This window comes from Qipengyuania aestuarii (assembly GCF_019711535.1).
Taxonomy (GTDB): domain Bacteria; phylum Pseudomonadota; class Alphaproteobacteria; order Sphingomonadales; family Sphingomonadaceae; genus Qipengyuania; species Qipengyuania aestuarii.
In genome coordinates this window covers 603,941-623,202 of record NZ_JAIGNP010000003.1, presented here as the reverse complement: position 1 = coordinate 623,202, position 19,262 = coordinate 603,941, and the positions used below count along the sequence as shown (strand labels likewise).

The following is a 19,262-nucleotide window of genomic DNA, read 5'->3' as shown; positions in this document are numbered from 1 at the left end:
AACCGCCATATTCTTGGCAACGGAGGGGCATTCTTGGCGACCGAACTACCTGAAACGATGACCGCCATGGGATTTGACGAGCCAGGCGAACCCGAAGTTCTGCGCAGCGAGAAGTTGGCGTTACCGGTAGCTGGCGAAAATCAGGTTCTGATCAAAGTCAGCCATGCAGGGGTAAACAGGCCGGACGTGTTCCAACGCAAGGGGTCCTATCCCCCGCCTCCCGGAGCCTCGCCTATCCCGGGGCTGGAAGTTTCCGGCCAAGTTGTCGCGATCGGTAAGGGGGTCGCCCCGGAAATGCTGAACCGCAGGGTGTGTGCGCTGGTCAATGGCGGTGGCTATGCCGAATATTGCATCGCGCACGAGCGGCACTGCCTTTCTGTGCCCGCGAATATGGACATGGATCAGGCTGCTGCCATTCCGGAAACGCTCTTCACCGTCTGGCACAATGTGTTCGAGCGGGGCTTCGCTATGGATGGCGAGACGCTGCTTGTGCATGGCGGCACGAGCGGCATCGGCACTATGGCAATCCAGTTGGCTAAAGCCTACGCTCTACGGGTGGTCACAACTGCGGGGAGCGAGGAGAAATGTAGGGCTGCCAAGGAGTTAGGCGCGGACCTTGCCGTGAATTACAAGACTGAAGATTTCGTCAGAAAGGTCAATGAATTCACGAATGGTCGGGGTGCTGACGTCATCCTCGATATGGTGTCGGGCGATTACGTTCAGCGAAATCTGGATTGTCTTGCGGTAGAGGGGCGGCACGTTACCATCGCTGCGCTCGGAGGAGCCAAGGCCGAGATCAATATGGCCAAACTGATGAGTAAGCGCCAGACGATGACCGGTTCGACGCTTCGCCCGCGGTCGGACGAATTCAAAGCGCTTCTCGGTGATGAAATCCGCAAGAATGTCTGGTCGTTGTTCGAGGACGGGACCGTCGCGCCAGTCATGGACCAGACATTCGCTCTGACCGATGCCGCTGCAGCACATGCGCGGATGGAAGAGGGCGATCATATCGGGAAGATCGTTCTCGAGGTCCGTGCGGAGGATTGACACCAAACTGTCGCAAGGCCTCGGAACCGTAACGCAACCGAGATTCTGCTGTAACATTAGCATGCCATGGATTTCCCGAGAGCTTCGGGGGATTACCCATGACCGAACTGCCGAAAGACCTTTCCGACTTTCCCAACGTCGCGGGCTTCCCGCTCGTCCAGCCGTCGGTACCCGAACGCCTCATCGGCGAGCGGCGTAAATATCGCACCATATGGATCAGTGACGTGCACCTCGGGACAAAGGGCTGCAATGCGGAACTGCTGATCGATTTTCTCGACCATACCGATAGCGACACGATGTATCTCGTAGGCGATATTATCGATGGCTGGCGGCTCAAGAAGAAGGTTTATTGGCCGGCGGAACACAATGATATTGTGTGGCGCATTCTGAAGCGGGCCCGCCGCGGGACCCGCATCGTCTATATTCCCGGCAATCATGACGAAATGATCCGTCCGTTCTCGGGCATGAATTTCGGCGGGGTCGAGATAGCGCGCGCGGCCTTTCACGATACGGTCGACGGCAGGCGCCTGCTGGTGCTTCACGGCGACGAATTCGACACCATTATGCTCGCTCACCGTTGGCTCGCCTTCGTTGGTGATGCTCTTTATCACATGATGATGAAGCTCAACGGCTGGGTGGCCAGCGTCCGCAAGCTGCTCGGCCTGCCTTATTGGTCGATCAGCAAGGCCGCCAAGCACAAGGTGAAGAACGCCGTCGAATTCATCTCCAAATACGAGGAGGTGGTGGCGCGCGCCGCAGGGGAGCGTGGTGTCGACGGGGTGGTGTGCGGGCACATCCATACCGCTGAAATTCGCGAGTTCTCCCACGAGGGCAAAACCGTTTCCTACTACAATGACGGGGATTGGGTGGAAGGATGCAACGCATTGGTCGAGCATTTCGATGGCACGATGGAGCTGCTGCACTGGCCGGACGAGGTCGCCGCACGACAAGTCCGGGATGCTGGAAGAGAGCGGGCAGCCGCGTGATCCCAGCCGACGTCGGCACCTTCATCTCTTCCGCCCCCCGAAGTTTGAAGCGCATTGCGCTCGTCACTGACGCCTGGGCACCACAGATGAACGGGGTGGTCCGTACGCTGACGACCACTTGCGAATTGCTTAGAGAGCATGGGCATGAAGTCCTCGTGCTGTCGCCGGACCAGTTCATGTCCCTCCCGTGCCCGACCTACCCCGAAATCCGTCTGGCCTTCGGGCGACCGGGTGCAATCTCCGCCAAGCTGCGCGAATTCGGACCCGACGCAATTCATATCGCGACCGAGGGGCCTTTGGGTCTAGCCGCAAGGCGCTATTGTCAGCGGGCGGGAGTTCCCTTCACGACTGCCTATCACACGCAGTTTCCAGATTACGTTGCGAAACGCACCAGGCTCCCGGCGAGTTGGTTCTGGCGCTACATCGAATGGTTCCATGGCGCATCGCGCCGTATTCTCGTTGCCACGGAGAGCATTCGTGAGGAACTGAGAACTCACGGGCTGACCCGCCTGCATCACTGGACACGCGGTGTGGATATGGCCTGTTTCGATCCCGCTGCGCCCGCACCGCCGGAATACGCCGACCTTCCTCGGCCAATCCAGCTTTATGTGGGACGCGTCGCCGTCGAGAAGAATATCGAAGCCTTTCTCGACGCCGGCCATCCCGGCAGCAAAGTGGTCGTCGGTGACGGTCCCGCTCTTGAAAGCCTGCGCTCTCGCTATCCTGAAACAGTGTTCCTCGGGCGCAAAAGTGGGCGCGAGCTGGCTGGCTGCTATGCTGGGGCGGACGTATTCGTTTTCCCCAGCAGAACCGATACCTTCGGACTGGTCATGATCGAATCTTTGGCATGCGGCACACCGGTCGCTGCCTTTCCCGTCGCAGGGCCTCAGGATATCGTTATCGATGCAGTCGGCGCCCTGTCGGAAGATCTCGACCGCGCGATAGATGCAGCGCTCTATTGTGATCGCAACGCTTGCGCCGAATACGGAGCGAAATTCAGCTGGGCGGCGGCTACCAACCAGTTCCTTGCCGGGCTGGCCGCTTTCGACGCGGAGCCCGCGACAGGCTGACAGAATCGTTCGCCCCAGAAGGCAGTATGTTCTACTTGCTTGCCGAATCCGCCCATTTCACCTACATGGTAAGGGCAACGGCCGCTCCGAGAGGGGCGGCCCTTCTATTTTACGATACGAGAAAAGGCACTTTCATGGCCGACCAACCCACCCCGCTGATGCCCCATGCGACTGCCACCTGGCTGGTCGACAATACCGGGCTCACCTTCGAGCAGATCGCCGAATTCTGCGGCCTCCACATCCTCGAAGTGCAGGCCATGGCGGATGACCTTGCCGGCAGCAAATATACCGGCCGCGACCCGCTGCATTCAGGGGAATTGACGCAGGACGAGATCGCCAAGGGCGAGAAGGACAGCGACTATCGCCTCAAGATGCAGCGCGCGCCTGTCGCCGTCAGCCGCACCAAGGGTCCGCGCTACACGCCTGTATCCAAGCGTCAGGACAAGCCGGACGGCATCGCGTGGCTTATCCGTAATCACCCCGAAGTTTCGGATGCTCAGATTTCGAAGCTGATCGGCACGACGCGCAACACCATCGGTGCGATCCGTGAGCGCAGTCACTGGAACATCCAGAACATCCAACCCAAGGATCCCGTAACGCTCGGCCTTTGTTCGCAGCGTGAACTGGATGCGGTCGTCGCGAAGGCAGCGAAGAATCTGCCCGTTTCGGACGAAGAACAGGCACCTGTCGCTGCCAGCGGCACCAGCGATCGCGAAAAGCTGATCGAGGAATTGCGCGCCGAGCGTGACGCCAACGAAAAGGCGGCGGCCGAGGCGGCTCAGGAAGCCGAAGCGGAAGCATGGCTCACAGCCAAGCGCGCGGCAGAGAAAGCGGGCGAGGGCGCGCCCGAAGTCTGATCGAACGCACCCAATTGCAAAGGGCGTGAAAGGCGGCTGCTTTTCACGCCCTTTTTGCTTGCGTTTGCGGATGGATCAGCCATGCTATTGACATGGATGTTAGTAACTACACTTATAACCATCCCACGCCTTGGGACGCGAAATTCGAAGAGAAAAGTTTGCCCGATTTCCTGGCGCAGACCGTTGCAAAAGCGCCGGACGCGCCATTCCTGCATTTTCTCGGCCGTACTTTCTCTTATCGCGATATTTATGAAGAAGCCCGAAGCTTTGCCGCAGGGCTGATTGCGAAGGGGGTAGGGCCCGGCGATCGGGTCGGTCTCTTCCTGCCGAATGTGCCCATCTATGCTTCCGCCTATTATGGAGCGATGATGGCGGGTGCCGTCGTGGTGAATTTCTCGCCGCTTTACACGGTAGAAGAACTCGCCTGGCAGGTCGCCGATTCCGGAACGCGCCTGTTGGTTACTCTCGACGTTCCGGAGCTATACGCGACCGCGTCGAGCGTGCTCGAGGAATCTCAGCTGGAGACTCTCGTCGTCGGTTCACTCGCGGATATGCTGCCGTGGTACAAGGGGCTCGCGCTACGCACCCTGGGTCGCAGCAAGATCGCGAAGGTCGCTTATTCGCGTAAAATTCTGGGCTGGAAAGATGTATTGGGAAGCAGCCAAGGCGTGCATTTCCCTGAAATCGACGCCGCGGACGATATAGCGCTGCTTCAATACACCGGAGGAACCACAGGCCGCCCCAAAGGCGCTATGCTCGGCCATTCGCAGCTGGCGATCAACGCCCAGCAGGTGGCAGGTCTCAATCCGTTCGGAAATCCTACCGCTGAAGTATTCATGGGGGCGCTGCCGTTCTTTCATGTTTTTGCGAACACCGCCCTGCTCAACCATGCCATGGTGACCGGCGCGTCCATTGCCATGGTGCCCCGGTTTGAGGCCGGGCAGGTGCTGGCGACGATCGAGAAATACAAAGCCACTGGTTTTCCCGGTGTGCCCACCATGTTTCAGGCACTTCTCGACCATCCCAAACTTAGAAAGACCGATATCTCCTCACTGAGAGTATGCATATCGGGCGGGGCGCCCATGCCCGCACCAGTCCATACCAAATTTGAAGAAGTCACCGGAGTACGCGTGGTCGAAGGGTATGGTCTCACCGAAAGTTCCGGTGTGGTGTCTGCCAATCCCTATGAAGGAGTTCGGAAAAAAGGCACTATCGGGCAGCTCATCATGGGCACCGAAGTCCTCTTCCTCGACAAGGAAAATCCGGAAAAACTCGCTGCTCCGGGAGAACCTGGCGAACTGGCAGTCCACGGCCCGCAGATCATGCGCGGTTATTGGAACAAGCCGGATACCGGAAACGATACTTTCGTCATGAGAGGCGGCAAGAAGTGGCTGCGCACCGGAGATGTCGCCGTGATGGACGATGAAGGCTTTCTGGAGATCGTCGATCGGATCAAGGACATGATCGCCGTCGGAGGCTTCAAGGTCTTCCCGAGCCAGGTCGAGGATGTCCTGCTTGAACATGTAGCGGTCAAGGAAGTCCTCGTTATCGGCCAGCCGGACGATTATCGGGGCGAAAGCCCCTATGCCTATGTCGTCCTGCATCCCGGTGCGACCGAGACCGCCGATCAATTGCGTGACTGGCTCAACTCCCGAATTGGCAAGCATGAACGTGTAGAGCAGGTCGTGCTGCGCAAAGATTTGCCGAAGACCATGATCGGAAAGCTAGACCGCAAGGCGCTAAGGGCAGAAGTGCTCGGCTGAACCGGACGACGCTGTTGCGTCCGCCCCGTAACTCTTCCAGGAAAACAAAAGGCCGCCCTGCGTGAAGCAGGAGCGGCCTTTTCTTAAACTGTAAAACTTCCTTCAGTTTGCCAGCTGAAGCTCAGGTTTAGCTTCGGCCTCGGGCGCAGACTGTTTTGCATTCCGCTTGGGATCGCGATGGGCAAACCGGCCCTCGACTTGCGCGCCCTGCTCGATCGTAAGCGCGTCGTAAAAGACGTCGCCGGTAATCTTTGCGGTTTTCAAAATGACGAGCTCACGCGCGGTAATCGAACCTTCCACCGTACCCGCGAGTCGTGCGGTTTCTGCTTCGACCGCGCCGGTGACCGTGCTGCTTTCTCCCTGAACGAGGCTGGTGCAGCTGATATCACCATCCACGTCCCCGTCGATATGCAGATCGGCAGATGCCTTGATGTCGCCCTTGATGGAGAGATCCGAACCAAGGACGGAAAAGGTTGAATTATTCTTGGAAGCCATCGCAGCGCTGCGTCCTGGATTAGTGGGAATTGTCGTCGAGCTCTGGGGCTCGGCGGATTTCTTCGAGAACATTAGGAGCTGTCTCCAGGAAGGTTCGGGGATTCACGGCCCGGCCATTGATGCGGACCTCGAAGTGAAGGTGCGGGCCGGTCGAACGCCCGGTGCTGCCAATAGCGCCAATCGTATTGCCAGCCTCGACCTGATCGCCAACCTTGGCGCTGAATTTCGACATATGGGCATAGCGGGTCATCAGGCCATTGCCGTGGGTGATCTCGATCGTCTTGCCGTAGCCACCTTTCCAGCCGACGAAGCTCACACGGCCCTTGGCTGCCGAATAGATCGGCGTGCCCACGGCGCCGCGGAAGTCGAGGCCCTTGTGCATAGCCGCCCGGCGGTTGAACGGGTCGCGGCGATAGCCGAAGCCTGAGGAAATGAGGTCCCTTCGGGCAGGAGCGAACTGCGGAACGCCTTCAAGCGCCTGCTCAAGCGCGGACATCCGTGCCATGGAAAGGCCCAGACGTTCGAAACGCGGATCGATCTTGCCGTCGGCATCGGTGGCGAGCCCTTCGAGCGGACCACCCATCGCTTGCTGTTCGGAACGGCGGATCACAGCGTCGGGATTGAGTTCGAGTTTCTTGAGGGCAGCGGCTGCACGTTTCGCGCGCCAGTCTGCATAGCGGGTGAGGCCTTCGACAACCGCCAGTTGGCGGGCTTCGATGCGGGCGAGCCCGGTGGCCTGCGGAAATGCTGCGCTGACCTTTTCGACCGTAGCTGCCGCCTCTCCTGAGGAATCGCTAACGTTTTCGATCTTCATGTCAGCGGGCAGAAGTTCCGCGACGCCTTCGATGAATTCCATGCGGCGATCGAGATCACTGCTAACGGCTTCCAGATTGTCGCCGTAAGCGGCAAGACGCTCTTCCGAAGTTGCGACACGCGCTTCGCGGCTGAGGAGGCTGTCCCGGTCGGCGCTCGCGCTGTATTGGGCCCATCCGGCCACGGCCATCGATGCTGCCCAGACCAGCACGATCAAGGCGGCAGTCGCCGCAGCGGCCTTTTGCACGCCGGAAGATATGGTGATGAAACGCACCTGCCCCTGCGACCGCATGAAAAACTCGCGATCCGGAAACCATGCGTCGATGCGGCTTTTCCAGCCGCGGTGTAATTGCTTGTTATCCAAGACGACCCGTCCCTTGGTCATTAGTCCCTGGAAACTCGCTACGCGCAAATCCTTACGAAATCGAATCCGGTTCCCATAGAATCCATGAGTTGAGCGTTCGGCGGGGTGAGCCGTTGTGGGATGGGCCAAGTGAGCAGGCGCCAGTCCGGTGTGGGTAGTGGACCCGTCATTGGCGTAATTGCCCTGACAGCAGCCGGAGCAGATGCTAGCTCAGCGAGATGCTGCAATCCGAAAAACCCGATTCGTAAGTACAGTGGTCTACTCGAAAATCGGCTTGCTTGGCGGCAGCTTCAATCCTGCCCACGGTGGGCACCGACGCATCTCGCTTTTCGCGCTTGAAGCGCTTGGGCTGGACGAAATCTGGTGGCTTGTGTCGCCGGGCAATCCGCTCAAGCCCAAGAAAGGAATGGCACCGCTTTCCGCACGCTTTCGTTCCGCAGTCGAGCAGGCGAAGAGGGCGCCGATCCGGGTCACTGCGATCGAGCGCCAGTTTCAAACGCGTTTCACCGTCGATACCCTTCGTGCGCTCACGCGTCGTTACCCGAAAAGAGAATTTGTCTGGCTGATGGGGTCCGACAATCTCGCGCAATTTCACCGCTGGCGTGACTGGAGGGGTATCGCGGAATTCATGCCGATTGCAGTCGTCGCGCGGCCGGGCTATGATGCTGCCGCTGTCGCAAGCCCCGCGATGGCCTGGCTCCGGCACTTTCGCGTGCCGCTCGCCAGCTTTCGACACGGGGGCGAATGGAGCGCACCGGCACTGGTGACATTGCGTTTCGATCCCGATCCGCGTTCGGCCACGGCAATACGCCGTGCCAACCCCGACTGGGCATCACGCCACGCCGGCAAGTCTCCGCGAGACCAGGTGACTCACCGCCTGATCGCGTCCGAAGGGGAAGCGGCCACGCAATGATGCGCGTTGCTCTTTCCCCGATGCTCCCTATCTCGGGGGCCTATCAATTCAGGAGTGATATAAACGCCTATGACTCAGGCGCATACAGATCCGGCTGCATCCGGAACGACAAGTGCGAAAATCGTTCGCATGACTGATGCCGACAAGCAGGAAATGCTCGACTTCGTCCTGAAGCAGCTCGATGACGATCAGGCCCAGGATGTGGTGACCATCGATCTCGGAGGCAAAAGTTCGATCGCAGATTACATGGTGATTGCTTCGGGTCGTTCGACTCGGCAGGTGGCCTCCATTGCTCAGAAGCTCGCGGAAAAACTGAAGCAGAACGGATATGGGCCGGTGAAGCTGGAAGGGCTTCCGGCTGCAGACTGGGTCTTGCTGGACGCAGGCGATATCGTCGTACACCTGTTCCGCCCGGAAGTGCGCAGCTTCTACAATCTCGAACGCATGTGGGCGTTTGGGGACGCTCCGCCAGTCGCAGGAACCGCGTAAGCAGCCGTTGCCGATTAATCGACCGGCTGCACCGTTTGGCGCAGCCGTGCCGCGGGCGCATACAAAAGGGCGAGAGCTGCGGAAAATCAGGGGCTAAGTCGTGCTTCTTCACATCATTGCACGAGGAAAAATCGCCCGGTCACCCGAGGCGGATCTCGTTGCGCGCTATGAGAAGCGCCTCACTTGGCCGGTCAAATTCACCGAGCTACCGGAAACGGGCGGGCGTATTCCCGATCCCCAAACCCCTTTGAAAACGGTTTTGCTGGACGAGCGAGGAAAGGATCTCTCGTCCGAAAGTCTCGCCGCAATTCTGGAAGGCTGGAGGGATGGGGGAATGCGCGAATGCCGCTTCATCCTCGGTGCGGCAGATGGCCATTCCGAGGCCGCGCGCGACGAGGCGGATTTGCTTCTGGCATTCGGCAAGGCCACTTGGCCCCACCTGCTGGCAAGGGCCATGCTGGCCGAGCAGCTTTACCGCGCTACGACCATTATCGCTGGCCATCCTTACCACCGCAGCGGATGATGGGAGGGATGTGACGTCATGAACCGGCCGCTCGTCATACTCGGATCGCTCACCGCGTTTGTTTTTCTGATTCAAGAGTTTACCCCAGTACCTGCACAATCGGTCGAGCGACGAAGCCAAACCGTCGAGGCGCGAAGGGCGCTCGACAGCGCACGCACTCAGCAACGCAGCGCCCGTCTTCGGGCAGAGCGACTGGAGGCCGAGATGGCGCGTGCCGAAGAGGCGTCGGCGACCGCCCGAAAAAAAGCTGCCGCGCTGGCGGCGCGCGTCCAGCAGGCGGAAGCGGCGGTAACGGCAGCTGAAGCAGAACTCGGCATGATTGAGCAGCAAAGGCAACGTCTCGCCCGCGATCTTGCCACGCGAATCGAACCCGCAGCGGAATTGACCGCGGCTCTGGAGACTTTCAGCCGGCGCCCCCTCGTGCTTGCGGCACTGCAGCCGGGAAGTTTGCAGGACGTCGTGCATACGCGCGCCATTCTGGGAAGCACGCTTCCCGACGTGCGGCGCCAGACGGCCAGCTTGCGGGCGGATATCGATCGGACGACTTCGCTTGCCGCCGACCGCGCCGAAATATTGGCGGAGCGCCGCAAGGCGCAAGGCGCGTTGACGGTGCGGCGACGGAATCTGCTCGCTGCAGCAGAACAGGGCCGGGTGGTTGCAGAACAAGCAGCAGGCGGAATCGCTCGCGAACGTAGAAGGGCCTTCGAACTGGCGCAGGAATCGCGCAGTCTGGATGCGTTGGTGCAGCGCCTTGAACTGACGACCGATCGAGACGGGGCGAATTCAAAGGCTGCCGCAGAAAACCCGCCGAAGAGTGCTGCAAGCAGCCCTTCCTCATACCTCATGCCTGTAGTCGGGCCTGTCATGTCCCGCTTTGGCGAGACCACGGAAAGCGGGGCTAGGCAGGTAGGCATCTCCATCGGATCGCGGCCTCAGGGCCAGGTCGTCGCCCCAGCCGATGGCCGAGTGGCGTTTGCCGGAGATTATGACGGATACGGCCATATCGTCATCATCGATCACAACCAAGGCTGGACCAGCGTGCTGACAGGGCTGGGCAGCCTTGGAGTCGCGACCGGCCAGGAAGTATCGGCGGGATATCCTCTCGGCCTCGCACCATCGTCGCGCCCCGAAATCACATTCGAACTGCGCCGGAGAGGAAGGCCGGTCGATCCGCAGCGATACGCGCGCTGATCACCGGTTTTCCGTCGCGGCCAGAAAAACTGTCGCGCGCCCGGCACTTTTCGGCTCATCTTCCATTCACGCACCATGCGCGATACACTTGCGCCAATGCCCGGAGACCAGATTTCATGAAATTCGCCGCTTTTGCCCGCTCGGCTGCCCTTGTGACCGCTGTTGCACTTGTGCCTGCGACCACCGCGGGCCTGGCACGTGTGGAAGGCAGTGCTGGCCCGGAATTTTCCAAACTTTTCGCGGTTTATCAACGGGTCAAGGCGAGCTACGTAGAGCCGGTCGAGGATGACGTGCTGATCAATGGCGCGATCAGCGGCATGCTCGCTGCACTCGATCCGCATTCCGCCTATCTCGACGGTTCCGATCTTCAGCGGCTCGAAACGATGATCGACGGCAATTATTCGGGCCTTGGCCTGTCGGTTGTCGGTGAAGACGGCGCGGTAAAGATCATCTCGCCCTTCCGCGGCAGTCCGGCTGACAAGGCGGGAATCAAGGCCGGCGATTACATCACACATATCGATGGCGAACTCATTTACGGTCTGGAACTCGACGAAGCGGTAGCAAGAATGCGCGGCAAGGCGGGCACATCGATCCGCCTCACCGTCTATCGCCCGGGCCGGGACGAACCATTCGATGTCGACGTCACGCGCGGCGTCATCGAACTCGAGCCGGTGACCTGGGAATTGCAGGATGGGAACATCGGCCACATTATGGTCAATGAATTCTCCCGCGATGTCGGTGCTGACGTCTTTGCCGCATGGAAGGATCTGCAAAGCCAAGCGACCGGGCGGCTCAATGGCCTCGTCCTCGATCTGCGGTCCAATCCCGGCGGTTCGCTCGATGAAGCCGTGGCGTTGTCCGATCTCTTCCTGACCGACGGCCAGATCGTCTCCCAGCGCGGGCGCGCTCGTGGCGAATCGATCAGCTATGATGCCGAAACGGTCTTCCGGGGCGATATTGCCGAAGGTCTTCCCATCGTTGTCCTGATCGACGCCGGATCCGCCTCCGCCAGCGAAATCGTCGCCGGGGCGCTGCAGGATCACCGCCGCGCCGTCGTCATGGGCGAGCGGAGCTTTGGCAAGGGCAGTGTTCAGTCGCTGCTGCCGCTGGGCAACGATGCCGCGCTCAAGCTCACGACGGCACGGTATTACACCCCATCGGGCCATTCCGTGCAGGAAGGCGGCATCAAGCCCGATATCCGCGTCCCGCAGCTGTCCGATCGGGATCTCGCCAAGCGCAGCAAATTCACCATGCGGGAAAGCGATCTTCGCGGACATCTGATCAACGAATTGGGTATCAAGGACGAGGATCTGGAAAACGATACCCGAACCGATCCGCGGTTCCAGCTCACCGCAGAAGAACTCGAGCAAAAGGGAATCGAGGATTTCCAGCTGCATTATGCAGTCGAGACGCTGCGCAGGACCAGTCCCAACTCCGTTGCCAGTCGCCGGAAGTAAGGCTAGCCACTAGCTGGTGAAAATGACCGAAAGCCCGTATCTGCGCCTTGCTCAACGGACTGCGCTGGCCGTGCCTGCGCTTCTTCTCGCGGGCGCCTATGTATCGCAATATGTGTTCGGGCTTTATCCGTGCGAGATGTGCTGGTGGCAGCGCTGGCCCCATTTTGCCGCAGTTGCTCTGGCGCTGCTCTCGTTTTTCACGCCCCCCAAACGCCTGTGGGTTGCACTGGCGGCTGGCGGTATTCTGACTTCGGGCCTGATCGGCCTGTTTCATGCCGGGGTGGAATATGGTTGGTGGGAAGGCATCACGTCATGTGCCGCGATACCCCAGACCGATGACGGTCAAAGCGCGCTGGATGCGATCATGAATTCGCCCCTCGTGCGCTGTGACGAACCGGCGTGGACGCTCTTCGGGATCAGCCTGGCAGGTTTCAATTTCCTGATCTCTGCCGCGGCCAGCCTCTTCATCTTCAACCAGCTCCGAAAGGATCGCCGCGCATGACCGATCAGCCGATAACCGAGGTTACTCCGCCGCATATCGCGCGCATGATCCGTGTCGACCAGGCCGGGGAATTTGGTGCGACGCGTATCTATGCGGGCCAGCTTGCCGTCATGGGTGACCGCGCGCCGGATTCCGCGGAAATCGCTGGTATGGCCGAGCAGGAAGCCGGGCATCGCGCCAAGTTCGATGCGCTGATGGCGCGGCGTCGCGTCCGCCCCACCGCGCTTCAACCTTTCTGGGACAAGGCAGGCTTCGCTCTTGGTGCGGCCACCGCGTTGATCGGCCCCGAGGCGGCAATGGCCTGCACCGCAGCCGTCGAAACCGAGATCGACCTTCACTATTCGCAGCAACTCGACCAGCTCGAGGCGACGAACGAAGATCCCGAACTCGCCCGCATGATCGAAGAGTTCCGCGAGGACGAGCGCGAGCACCGCGATGCCGCTCTGGCTGCCGGAGCGGAGCGCGCGCCGGGATATCCGGTCCTTTCCGGCCTGATCCGGCTCGGCTGCAAGGCTGCGATCAAGATTTCCGAACGGATATAGCGGGAACGCTTCTGCCCCCTGACTCGCTTCATTCACAGCGCCCGCTTCATGGACAGTTCACGCGGCGCGCTGCCTAATGCCGCTCACGCAATATTGAGGATCCGATGACCCGTTCCCTGCTCGCCCTTGCCGCCTTCGGCGCTGCCGCCATCGCTGGCCCTGCACAAGCTCAGACGCCTGTCGATACCGGCGATGAAAGCTACAACATGGTCATCGTCTATGGCGATGATGCCTGCCCCACCAGTGACGATGGAACGATCGTGGTGTGTGCCCGCCAAGCGGAAAGCGAACGTTTTCGCATCCCGGAAAGCATGCGTTTCACCGATGGTCCGCAGGCCCAGAGCTGGGCAGAGCGTGTGGAGCAGCTGGAAATGGTGGGCTCTTTCGGAACGCTCTCCTGTTCGCCCGTGGGTGCCGGGGGCATGACCGGCTGTACCCAGGAAATGATCCGCAAGGCTTATGCGGACAAGGAAAATTCCAGCGCTGTCCGCTTCGGCGAAGTCATCGCCGCCGCGCGGGCGGATCGTCTGAGTACTATCGATGAAGATGCCGAGCGCACGCAAGAAGATGTCGAGATGATCGAGCGCGAATACATGCAGCGCCTCGAAGAGCAGCGCGATGCGCCGACTCCCGATGAGAGCGAGTTGCCGCAACCCAATGCAAAAATTGTTGCGGGTGACCCCGAAAGCTGAATTTGCTTTTCTGGTGAAGCTTTGTTTGTCAGAGCTTCACCATGGACGGGCGCCGCATACTTACGATTTTCGGGACACGTCCCGAAGCGATCAAACTTTTTCCGCTGATCCACCTGCTGGATCGGGATGACCGGTTCGAGAGCTGCGTATGCGTGTCGGCGCAACATCGCGGCATGCTCGATCAGGTGTTGGATATCGCCGGGATCGAACCCCACCACGATTTGGATCTCATGACGGATGGACAGTCGCTCGACGAACTGACCGCCAGGGCGCTGACCGGCATCGGCCGCGTTCTTGACCGGGAAAAGCCGGATTGGGTGGTGGTGCAAGGCGACACGACGACTGTCCTCGCGGGCGCTCTTGCCGCCTACTACCGCAAGATCGCTGTCTGTCATGTCGAGGCAGGGCTGCGCAGCGGCGACATTTACCAGCCATGGCCGGAAGAGGTAAATCGCCGCACGGTGGGGACTTTCGCCAAACTCCATTGCGCACCCACCCAGACTAGTGCCGATGCCCTGCTGCGAGAAAATATCGCTCCGGCAAGCGTTCATGTCACCGGCAACACCGTGATCGATGCGCTCAAATGGGTGACGCAGCAGATCGATGATCGACCCGAACTGGCAGCGGGGCTTTCGGATCTTGAGCAGCGGTTTGCCGCCAAGCGGATCATCGGGGTGACCAGCCACCGCCGCGAAAATTTCGGTGAGGGGATGCAAGGTATTGCAAAGGCGATCAGGCGTCTGGCGTCACGCGGCGATGTGGCCTTCATCTTCCCTGTTCATCTCAATCCCAATGTACGCGCGGTCATGAACGCGGAACTCGAAGGCCTCGATAATGTCGCTCTGATCGAACCGCTGGATTATCCGCATTTCGCCAAGCTGCTGGACATCAGCCATATCATGCTGACCGATAGCGGCGGGGTGCAGGAGGAAGCGCCCGCGCTCGGCAAGCCGGTGCTTGTCATGCGGGAGACGACCGAACGGCCCGAAGGCGTGGCCGCCGGGACTGCGCGCCTCGTTGGCACCGATGCCGAAACCATCGTGCGCGAGACCGAGCGTCTGCTCGACGATCCGGCCGCCTATGCTGCCATGGCGCGTGCTCATAATCCTTTCGGCGACGGAAACTCGGCCCAGCGCATCTGCGATCTGCTGGCGCACGCCAGCTGAAAAACCTAGTTCACGGCCCCGGAAAACGTTCGAACTCGGGCAGGCTGGCGAGCTCACGCATATAACCGAGCCGCTCCGCAGTCTGGATATGCACTGTTGGAGAATGGAGATGGGCGTCGTCCAGCGTTGCAGACTGGATGTCGACGATGCCGGGAAGCATCTGTTCATTTACGAAGTAGAGGCCGGTGCCGCAGGTCCTGCAAAAATGCCTCCACGAAGCACCGGAGGAGTTGAAGGCTGTCGCCTTCCCCTTCGTCACGCGGAATATGTCGGAGGGGACGCCCAGCCACGCGGTAGCCGGAGCTCCGGAGGAAGCGCGGCAGTCGGCGCAATGACACAGCGAATGATGGCCGGCTTCACCTATTACTTCGTAGCGGATCTCACCGCATTGGCATCCACCGGTCAGCATAGCGATCTCCTCTTCCGTCAGAACATAAAAAGAACGTAACGGCTGGAGGGGATCAAAGTCAAACCCCGTGATACCCACGGTACCACTCCACGAAGCGCGGTATGCCCTGCTCGATCGCCGTGGTCGGCTGGTAACCGATATCGCGCTGGATCGCGTCGATGTCGGCATAGGTTTTCTCGACATCGCCCGCCTGCATCGGCAGCAGTTCCACTTCGGCCTTGGTCCCGCAGGCCTGTTCGATCAGCTCGATCACCCGCGTCAGCTTCTCGCTGCGGTGATTGCCGATGTTGTATAGCGCGTGCGGCTTCATGCTGCCGCCGGCCTTCTGCGCCCCGTCATCGGCGGGCGCGCTGTCCAGGCAAGCGACCACTCCGCTCACGATATCGTCGACGAAAGTGAAGTCACGCCACATCTCGCCGTGGTTGAAGACCTTGATCGGCCGCCCGGACAGGATGGCGCCCGTGAACAGCCACAGCGCCATGTCCGGCCGGCCCCACGGCCCGTATACGGTGAAGAACCGGAGCCCAGTCAGCGGCACGCGGTAAAGATGGGCGTAGGTTTCGCTCATCAGCTCGTCCGACTTCTTCGTCGCGGCATAGAGCGAGACCGGATGCTCGGCCCGGTCCTCTACGGCGAAGGGTAGTTTGTCATTGCCGCCATAGACCGAAGAGGAACTGGCATAGACCATATGCGCCGTCCCGCGATGGCGTGCCACCTCGAGCAGGTTGAGGTGGCCCATCAGATTCGCCTCGACATAGGCGCGGGGATTTTCGATGCTGTACCGCACGCCGGCCTGCGCGCCGAGATGCACGATGCGGTCGAATTCCTCGCCATCGAGCGCTGCGGAAAGCTCTTCCCAGCGCGAAAAGTCGACTTTCGTGAAAGCGAATCTGTCTCCGCCTGCGGCTTCAACGCGGGCGACCCGGTCGTCTTTCAGCGAGCCTTGGTAATAGTCGTTGAGACTGTCGATCCCGAGAACCTCGTCACCGCGGGCGCACAGCCGCTCCGCTACCGCGGCGCCGATAAAGCCGGCCGCGCCGGTGACGAGGAGGCGCATGGCCGGTCAGCCCTTGTCGAGCGCGATGTCGGGGGCGTCTTCCTGCTTCATGCCGACCACATGGTAACCGGCATCGACATGATGCGTTTCGCCCGTCACGCCCGATGACAGGTCCGACAGGAAGTAGAGGCCGGAGCCGCCCACATCCTCGATCGTGACATTGCGGCGCAGCGGCGAATTGTATTCGTTCCACTTCAGGATGTAGCGGAAATCGCCGATCCCGCTGGCGGCCAGCGTCTTGATCGGTCCCGCGCTGATGGCGTTGACGCGAATGCCCTCGGGGCCGAGATCGTTGGCGAGATACTGGACCGAAGTTTCCAGCGCCGCCTTGGCGACACCCATCACATTGTAATGCGGGATGACCTTTTCCGCACCGTAATAGGTCAGCGTCAGGATGCTGCCGCCATTCGGCATCATTTCGCGCGCGCGCTTGGCCACCGCGACCAGGCTGTAGGCGGAAATGTTCATCGTCATCAGGAAGTTGTCGAGACTGGTATCGACATATTTGCCGCGCAGCTCGCTCTTGTCCGAAAAACCGATGGCGTGGACGACGAAGTCGATGGTGTCCCAGCGTTCCTTCAGCGTGGCAAAGGCGCTGTCGAGCGCGTCCATGTCCGACACGTCGCATTCGAAGATGAAGTCGCTGCCCAGCTGTTCGGCAAGCGGACCGACGCGCTTCTTCAGCGCTTCGCCCTGATAGGAGAACGCCATCTCGGCGCCCTGGTCGCGCAATTGCTTGGCTATGCCCCAAGCCAGCGACTTGTCGTTGGCGAGGCCCATGATGAGGCCACGTTTGCCCTCCATCAAACCGCTCATTCCTCTTTTCCTTCCTGCTCTTCGATCATTTCCTGTTTGAGCTGCGCCCGGCGGCGGTTGTCCGACTGCCCGATCAGGTTCATTTCTTCTTCCGGCGTTTCAGCAAGCGCAGCATTCAATTCAGCGCCGATAACCACACCAAGTCCGACAAGCCAGAAAAAGAACAGCACCACCATTACGCCTGCAAGGCCGCCATAGGTGAGATCGTAAGCAAAGAATTGTTTCAATACGGCGGGCAGCAGCGTCGTCACTGCAATCCACCAAATGGAGGTCAGGAGCACTCCGGGCCATTTGGGGTAGCGGTTCCGCCGGTATTTCGATGGCGTCAGCGTATAGAACAGCAGGTAAAGCGAACCGAACAGGCCCAGCGCCGGGACTATGCGTGACAATTGCAGATCGAGGATCCGATCGACGAGCTGGGGAAAGTAGGCCTGGATCACTTCCTGCGCCGCTCCGATCAGGAACTGCGCCATCAGGCTCATCATCAACAGGAAAACCGAGCCGAGGATCACGCCTGCCGACAGCAGGCGGTATTTCCAGAACGCATGCGTGGCTTCCGTGCCATAGGCGCGGCGCAGGATATCCCTGATCGTCTCGACCAGGCTGCCCACCGTCCAGAGCGCCACCAGCGCACCGGCCCACAGCAGCCACCCGCTGCGCGCCTGGATGACATCGCGCGCGACGGGTTCGATCACATTGCCGACAACCGGGGGGAGGGCGAAGAGAATCGCATTGATCGTGGCGGCCCGTTCGCTTTCCTCGCCGATGGCCGAGAAGACAGCCGCGCCGAGGATAAAGAACGGAAAAATCGCCAGCATGGCGAGATAGGCGAGATTGCCCGCGTGAATGAAACCGTCGTTATAAGTGCCAACCAGCGTCCGCTTGGCGACGTCCCACGCGCGGGTGCCCGGACCGACGCGATCCTCGATTCGATCGCGGAGGTGGTACGCCTCCTTCCGCCGGGCTTCGGGGGAAAGCGACTGGCGCTCACGTTCCTTCGTCGAGGGTAGGTCGGCTGGGGGCAGGTTACACCTGGAGTTTGCTGCGCGGGTCGCTTTCGTCCTTCCACCCATCGAGCCGCTTGGCAAGTTCTCCAAGATCCTCGGGTAGCTGAATTTCGAGCGTCACCAGCTGATCGCCGCGGCTGCCATCCTTCTTGGTGAAGCCCTTGCCCTTGAGGCGCAGCACCGCACCGCCGCTCGTGCCAGGCCTGATCGTCATCATCACCGGACCATCCACAGTGGGAACCCGGACCTTGCCGCCGTTGACCGCCTCGTCGAGCGTGATGGGCAGGTCGAAGCGCACGTCGGACCCGTCCCGCTGGTAGACGCGGTGCTTGTCGACCTTGATCGTCACCAGCCCGTCGCCCGCGCCGCCGGGGCCCTGCTGGCCCTTGCCCTTGAGGCGCATCTGCGTGCCGTCCTCGACGCCCTTGGGCAGCTTGAGATCGATTGTCTTGCCGTCGGCCAGCGTGATCCGCTGGTCCTTGAGCGTCGCCGCGTCGATAAAGGACACGCGCAGCGTGTAGGCGATGTCGGCGCCTTTCTGCGGGGGGCGCTGCCGCCGGCCGCCGAACGGATCGCCTCCCATGCCGCCCGCACGTCCGCGCGCGCCGCCGCCTCCGAAGAGCCCTTCAAAAATATCGCCGAGATCGCCCTGGTCGGTGCCGAAGCCCTGGAAATCCTCTGCCCGGAACCCGCGCTGGCCGCCACCGGCACCGCGAAATCCGCCGCCACCGCCGCCCATTCCGCCGAAGGGATTGGTCGGATTGCCCTCCATGTCGATTTCGCCGCGGTCGAACTGCGCGCGCTTGTCCTTGTCGGACAGGAGGTCATACGCCTTGGTCACGTCCGAAAAGCGTTCTGATGCCTTGGGATTGTCCTTGTTGCGATCGGGATGGAGCTCTTTCGCCAGCTTGCGATAAGCGCTCTTGATGTCCTTCTCGTTCGCGGAACGCGTGACGCCGAGGGTGGTGTAGGGGTCTGCCATGGTGTGTTAGCTAGTTGCGACGGTGGCCGACCGCAAGCGTGCCTGTTCGCGGCGAGGCTTTCCTACACAGGCGGCTCGGGCTAGGGAATGTCTCATGTCCCCGATCAATGTGCCGCAAGCC

Annotated in this window: 21 protein-coding genes; 14 read left to right on the top strand and 7 right to left on the bottom strand. The window is 60.7% G+C overall.

The annotated features are described in order from the left end of the window. Positions 1–33: 33 nt before the first annotated feature. The 5 genes from K3175_RS12810 to K3175_RS12790 all read left to right on the top strand — a co-directional run bounded on the left by K3175_RS12810 (position 34) and on the right by K3175_RS12790 (position 5,723). A complete protein-coding gene (locus tag K3175_RS12810; protein ID WP_247710886.1) occupies positions 34–1,047 on the top strand; it encodes an NAD(P)H-quinone oxidoreductase in 1,014 nt (337 codons plus the stop codon). 98 nt (positions 1,048–1,145) lie between these two features. Continuing rightward, the gene (locus tag K3175_RS12805) at positions 1,146–2,033 is read left to right on the top strand and encodes a UDP-2,3-diacylglucosamine diphosphatase (RefSeq protein ID WP_221543758.1); all 888 of its coding nucleotides are present in this window, start codon (positions 1,146–1,148) and stop codon (positions 2,031–2,033) included. A gap of 86 nt (positions 2,034–2,119) precedes the next feature. Then, positions 2,120–3,103 carry a glycosyltransferase family 4 protein gene (locus tag K3175_RS12800; protein WP_247710885.1) on the top strand — a complete coding sequence of 328 codons (984 nt, stop codon included), beginning with the start codon at positions 2,120–2,122 and terminating at the stop codon, positions 3,101–3,103. A 134-nt stretch (positions 3,104–3,237) separates the two neighbouring features. Further along, on the top strand, positions 3,238–3,960 hold the full coding sequence (locus K3175_RS12795; protein ID WP_221543756.1) for a DUF1013 domain-containing protein: 723 nt from the start codon (positions 3,238–3,240) through the stop codon (positions 3,958–3,960). 92 nt (positions 3,961–4,052) lie between these two features. Further along, positions 4,053–5,723 carry a long-chain-fatty-acid--CoA ligase gene (locus K3175_RS12790; RefSeq protein WP_221543755.1) on the top strand — a complete coding sequence of 557 codons (1,671 nt, stop codon included), beginning with the start codon at positions 4,053–4,055 and terminating at the stop codon, positions 5,721–5,723. 102 nt (positions 5,724–5,825) lie between these two features. On the opposite strand, the gene K3175_RS12785 is transcribed toward K3175_RS12790, so the two are convergent. Continuing rightward, positions 5,826–6,218 carry a bactofilin family protein gene (locus tag K3175_RS12785; RefSeq protein WP_221543754.1) on the bottom strand — a complete coding sequence of 131 codons (393 nt, stop codon included), beginning with the start codon at positions 6,216–6,218 and terminating at the stop codon, positions 5,826–5,828. A gap of 19 nt (positions 6,219–6,237) precedes the next feature. After that, complete coding sequence (locus tag K3175_RS12780; RefSeq protein ID WP_221543753.1) at positions 6,238–7,416, bottom strand: M23 family metallopeptidase; 1,179 nt, start codon at positions 7,414–7,416, stop codon at positions 6,238–6,240. A 232-nt stretch (positions 7,417–7,648) separates the two neighbouring features. Between K3175_RS12780 and K3175_RS12775 the strand changes: the two genes are divergently transcribed. From K3175_RS12775 to wecB, 9 genes are all read left to right on the top strand, one after another. Beyond that, positions 7,649–8,308 (top strand): nicotinate-nucleotide adenylyltransferase, encoded by a 660-nt coding sequence (locus K3175_RS12775; protein ID WP_345719359.1) that lies wholly within the window; start codon positions 7,649–7,651, stop codon positions 8,306–8,308. A gap of 129 nt (positions 8,309–8,437) precedes the next feature. After that, complete coding sequence (gene rsfS / locus K3175_RS12770; RefSeq protein WP_224812833.1) at positions 8,438–8,797, top strand: ribosome silencing factor; 360 nt, start codon at positions 8,438–8,440, stop codon at positions 8,795–8,797. A 100-nt stretch (positions 8,798–8,897) separates the two neighbouring features. Continuing rightward, a complete protein-coding gene (locus K3175_RS12765; protein ID WP_221543750.1) occupies positions 8,898–9,320 on the top strand; it encodes a 23S rRNA (pseudouridine(1915)-N(3))-methyltransferase RlmH in 423 nt (140 codons plus the stop codon). 18 nt (positions 9,321–9,338) lie between these two features. Then, a complete protein-coding gene (locus K3175_RS12760; protein WP_221543749.1) occupies positions 9,339–10,511 on the top strand; it encodes a murein hydrolase activator EnvC family protein in 1,173 nt (390 codons plus the stop codon). A gap of 116 nt (positions 10,512–10,627) precedes the next feature. Next, complete coding sequence (locus K3175_RS12755) at positions 10,628–11,968, top strand: S41 family peptidase (protein ID WP_221543748.1); 1,341 nt, start codon at positions 10,628–10,630, stop codon at positions 11,966–11,968. 22 nt (positions 11,969–11,990) lie between these two features. After that, entirely contained in the window at positions 11,991–12,470 is a 480-nt protein-coding gene (locus K3175_RS12750; protein WP_221544145.1) for a disulfide bond formation protein B, read from the top strand. Beyond that, positions 12,467–13,012 (top strand): demethoxyubiquinone hydroxylase family protein, encoded by a 546-nt coding sequence (locus K3175_RS12745; protein WP_221543747.1) that lies wholly within the window; start codon positions 12,467–12,469, stop codon positions 13,010–13,012. The genes K3175_RS12750 and K3175_RS12745 overlap by 4 nt, the downstream gene beginning before the upstream one ends. Positions 13,013–13,116: 104 nt before the next feature. Beyond that, positions 13,117–13,704, top strand: a complete 588-nt coding sequence (locus K3175_RS12740) for a hypothetical protein (protein WP_221543746.1) — start codon at positions 13,117–13,119, stop codon at positions 13,702–13,704. Positions 13,705–13,745: 41 nt separating this feature from the next. Beyond that, positions 13,746–14,870 (top strand): non-hydrolyzing UDP-N-acetylglucosamine 2-epimerase, encoded by a 1,125-nt coding sequence (gene wecB, locus K3175_RS12735; RefSeq protein WP_221543745.1) that lies wholly within the window; start codon positions 13,746–13,748, stop codon positions 14,868–14,870. A gap of 10 nt (positions 14,871–14,880) precedes the next feature. Here wecB and K3175_RS12730 read toward each other — a convergent pair whose 3' ends face one another. Genes K3175_RS12730 through K3175_RS12710 form a run of 5 tightly spaced genes read right to left on the bottom strand, consistent with a single transcriptional unit; the run spans position 14,881 to position 19,141 of the window. Beyond that, on the bottom strand, positions 14,881–15,357 hold the full coding sequence (locus K3175_RS12730) for a GFA family protein (RefSeq protein WP_345719358.1): 477 nt from the start codon (positions 15,355–15,357) through the stop codon (positions 14,881–14,883). After that, entirely contained in the window at positions 15,338–16,336 is a 999-nt protein-coding gene (locus K3175_RS12725) for an NAD-dependent epimerase/dehydratase family protein (RefSeq protein WP_221543744.1), read from the bottom strand. Before K3175_RS12725 ends, K3175_RS12730 begins: the two co-directional genes overlap by 20 nt. 6 nt (positions 16,337–16,342) lie before the next feature. After that, positions 16,343–17,152 carry an enoyl-ACP reductase FabI gene (fabI, locus tag K3175_RS12720; RefSeq protein ID WP_221543743.1) on the bottom strand — a complete coding sequence of 270 codons (810 nt, stop codon included), beginning with the start codon at positions 17,150–17,152 and terminating at the stop codon, positions 16,343–16,345. Beyond that, entirely contained in the window at positions 17,149–18,225 is a 1,077-nt protein-coding gene (locus K3175_RS12715; protein WP_221543742.1) for a YihY/virulence factor BrkB family protein, read from the bottom strand. The genes fabI and K3175_RS12715 overlap by 4 nt, the downstream gene beginning before the upstream one ends. After that, entirely contained in the window at positions 18,179–19,141 is a 963-nt protein-coding gene (locus K3175_RS12710; RefSeq protein WP_221543741.1) for a DnaJ C-terminal domain-containing protein, read from the bottom strand. Before K3175_RS12710 ends, K3175_RS12715 begins: the two co-directional genes overlap by 47 nt. Between the last annotated feature and the right edge of the window lie 121 nt (positions 19,142–19,262).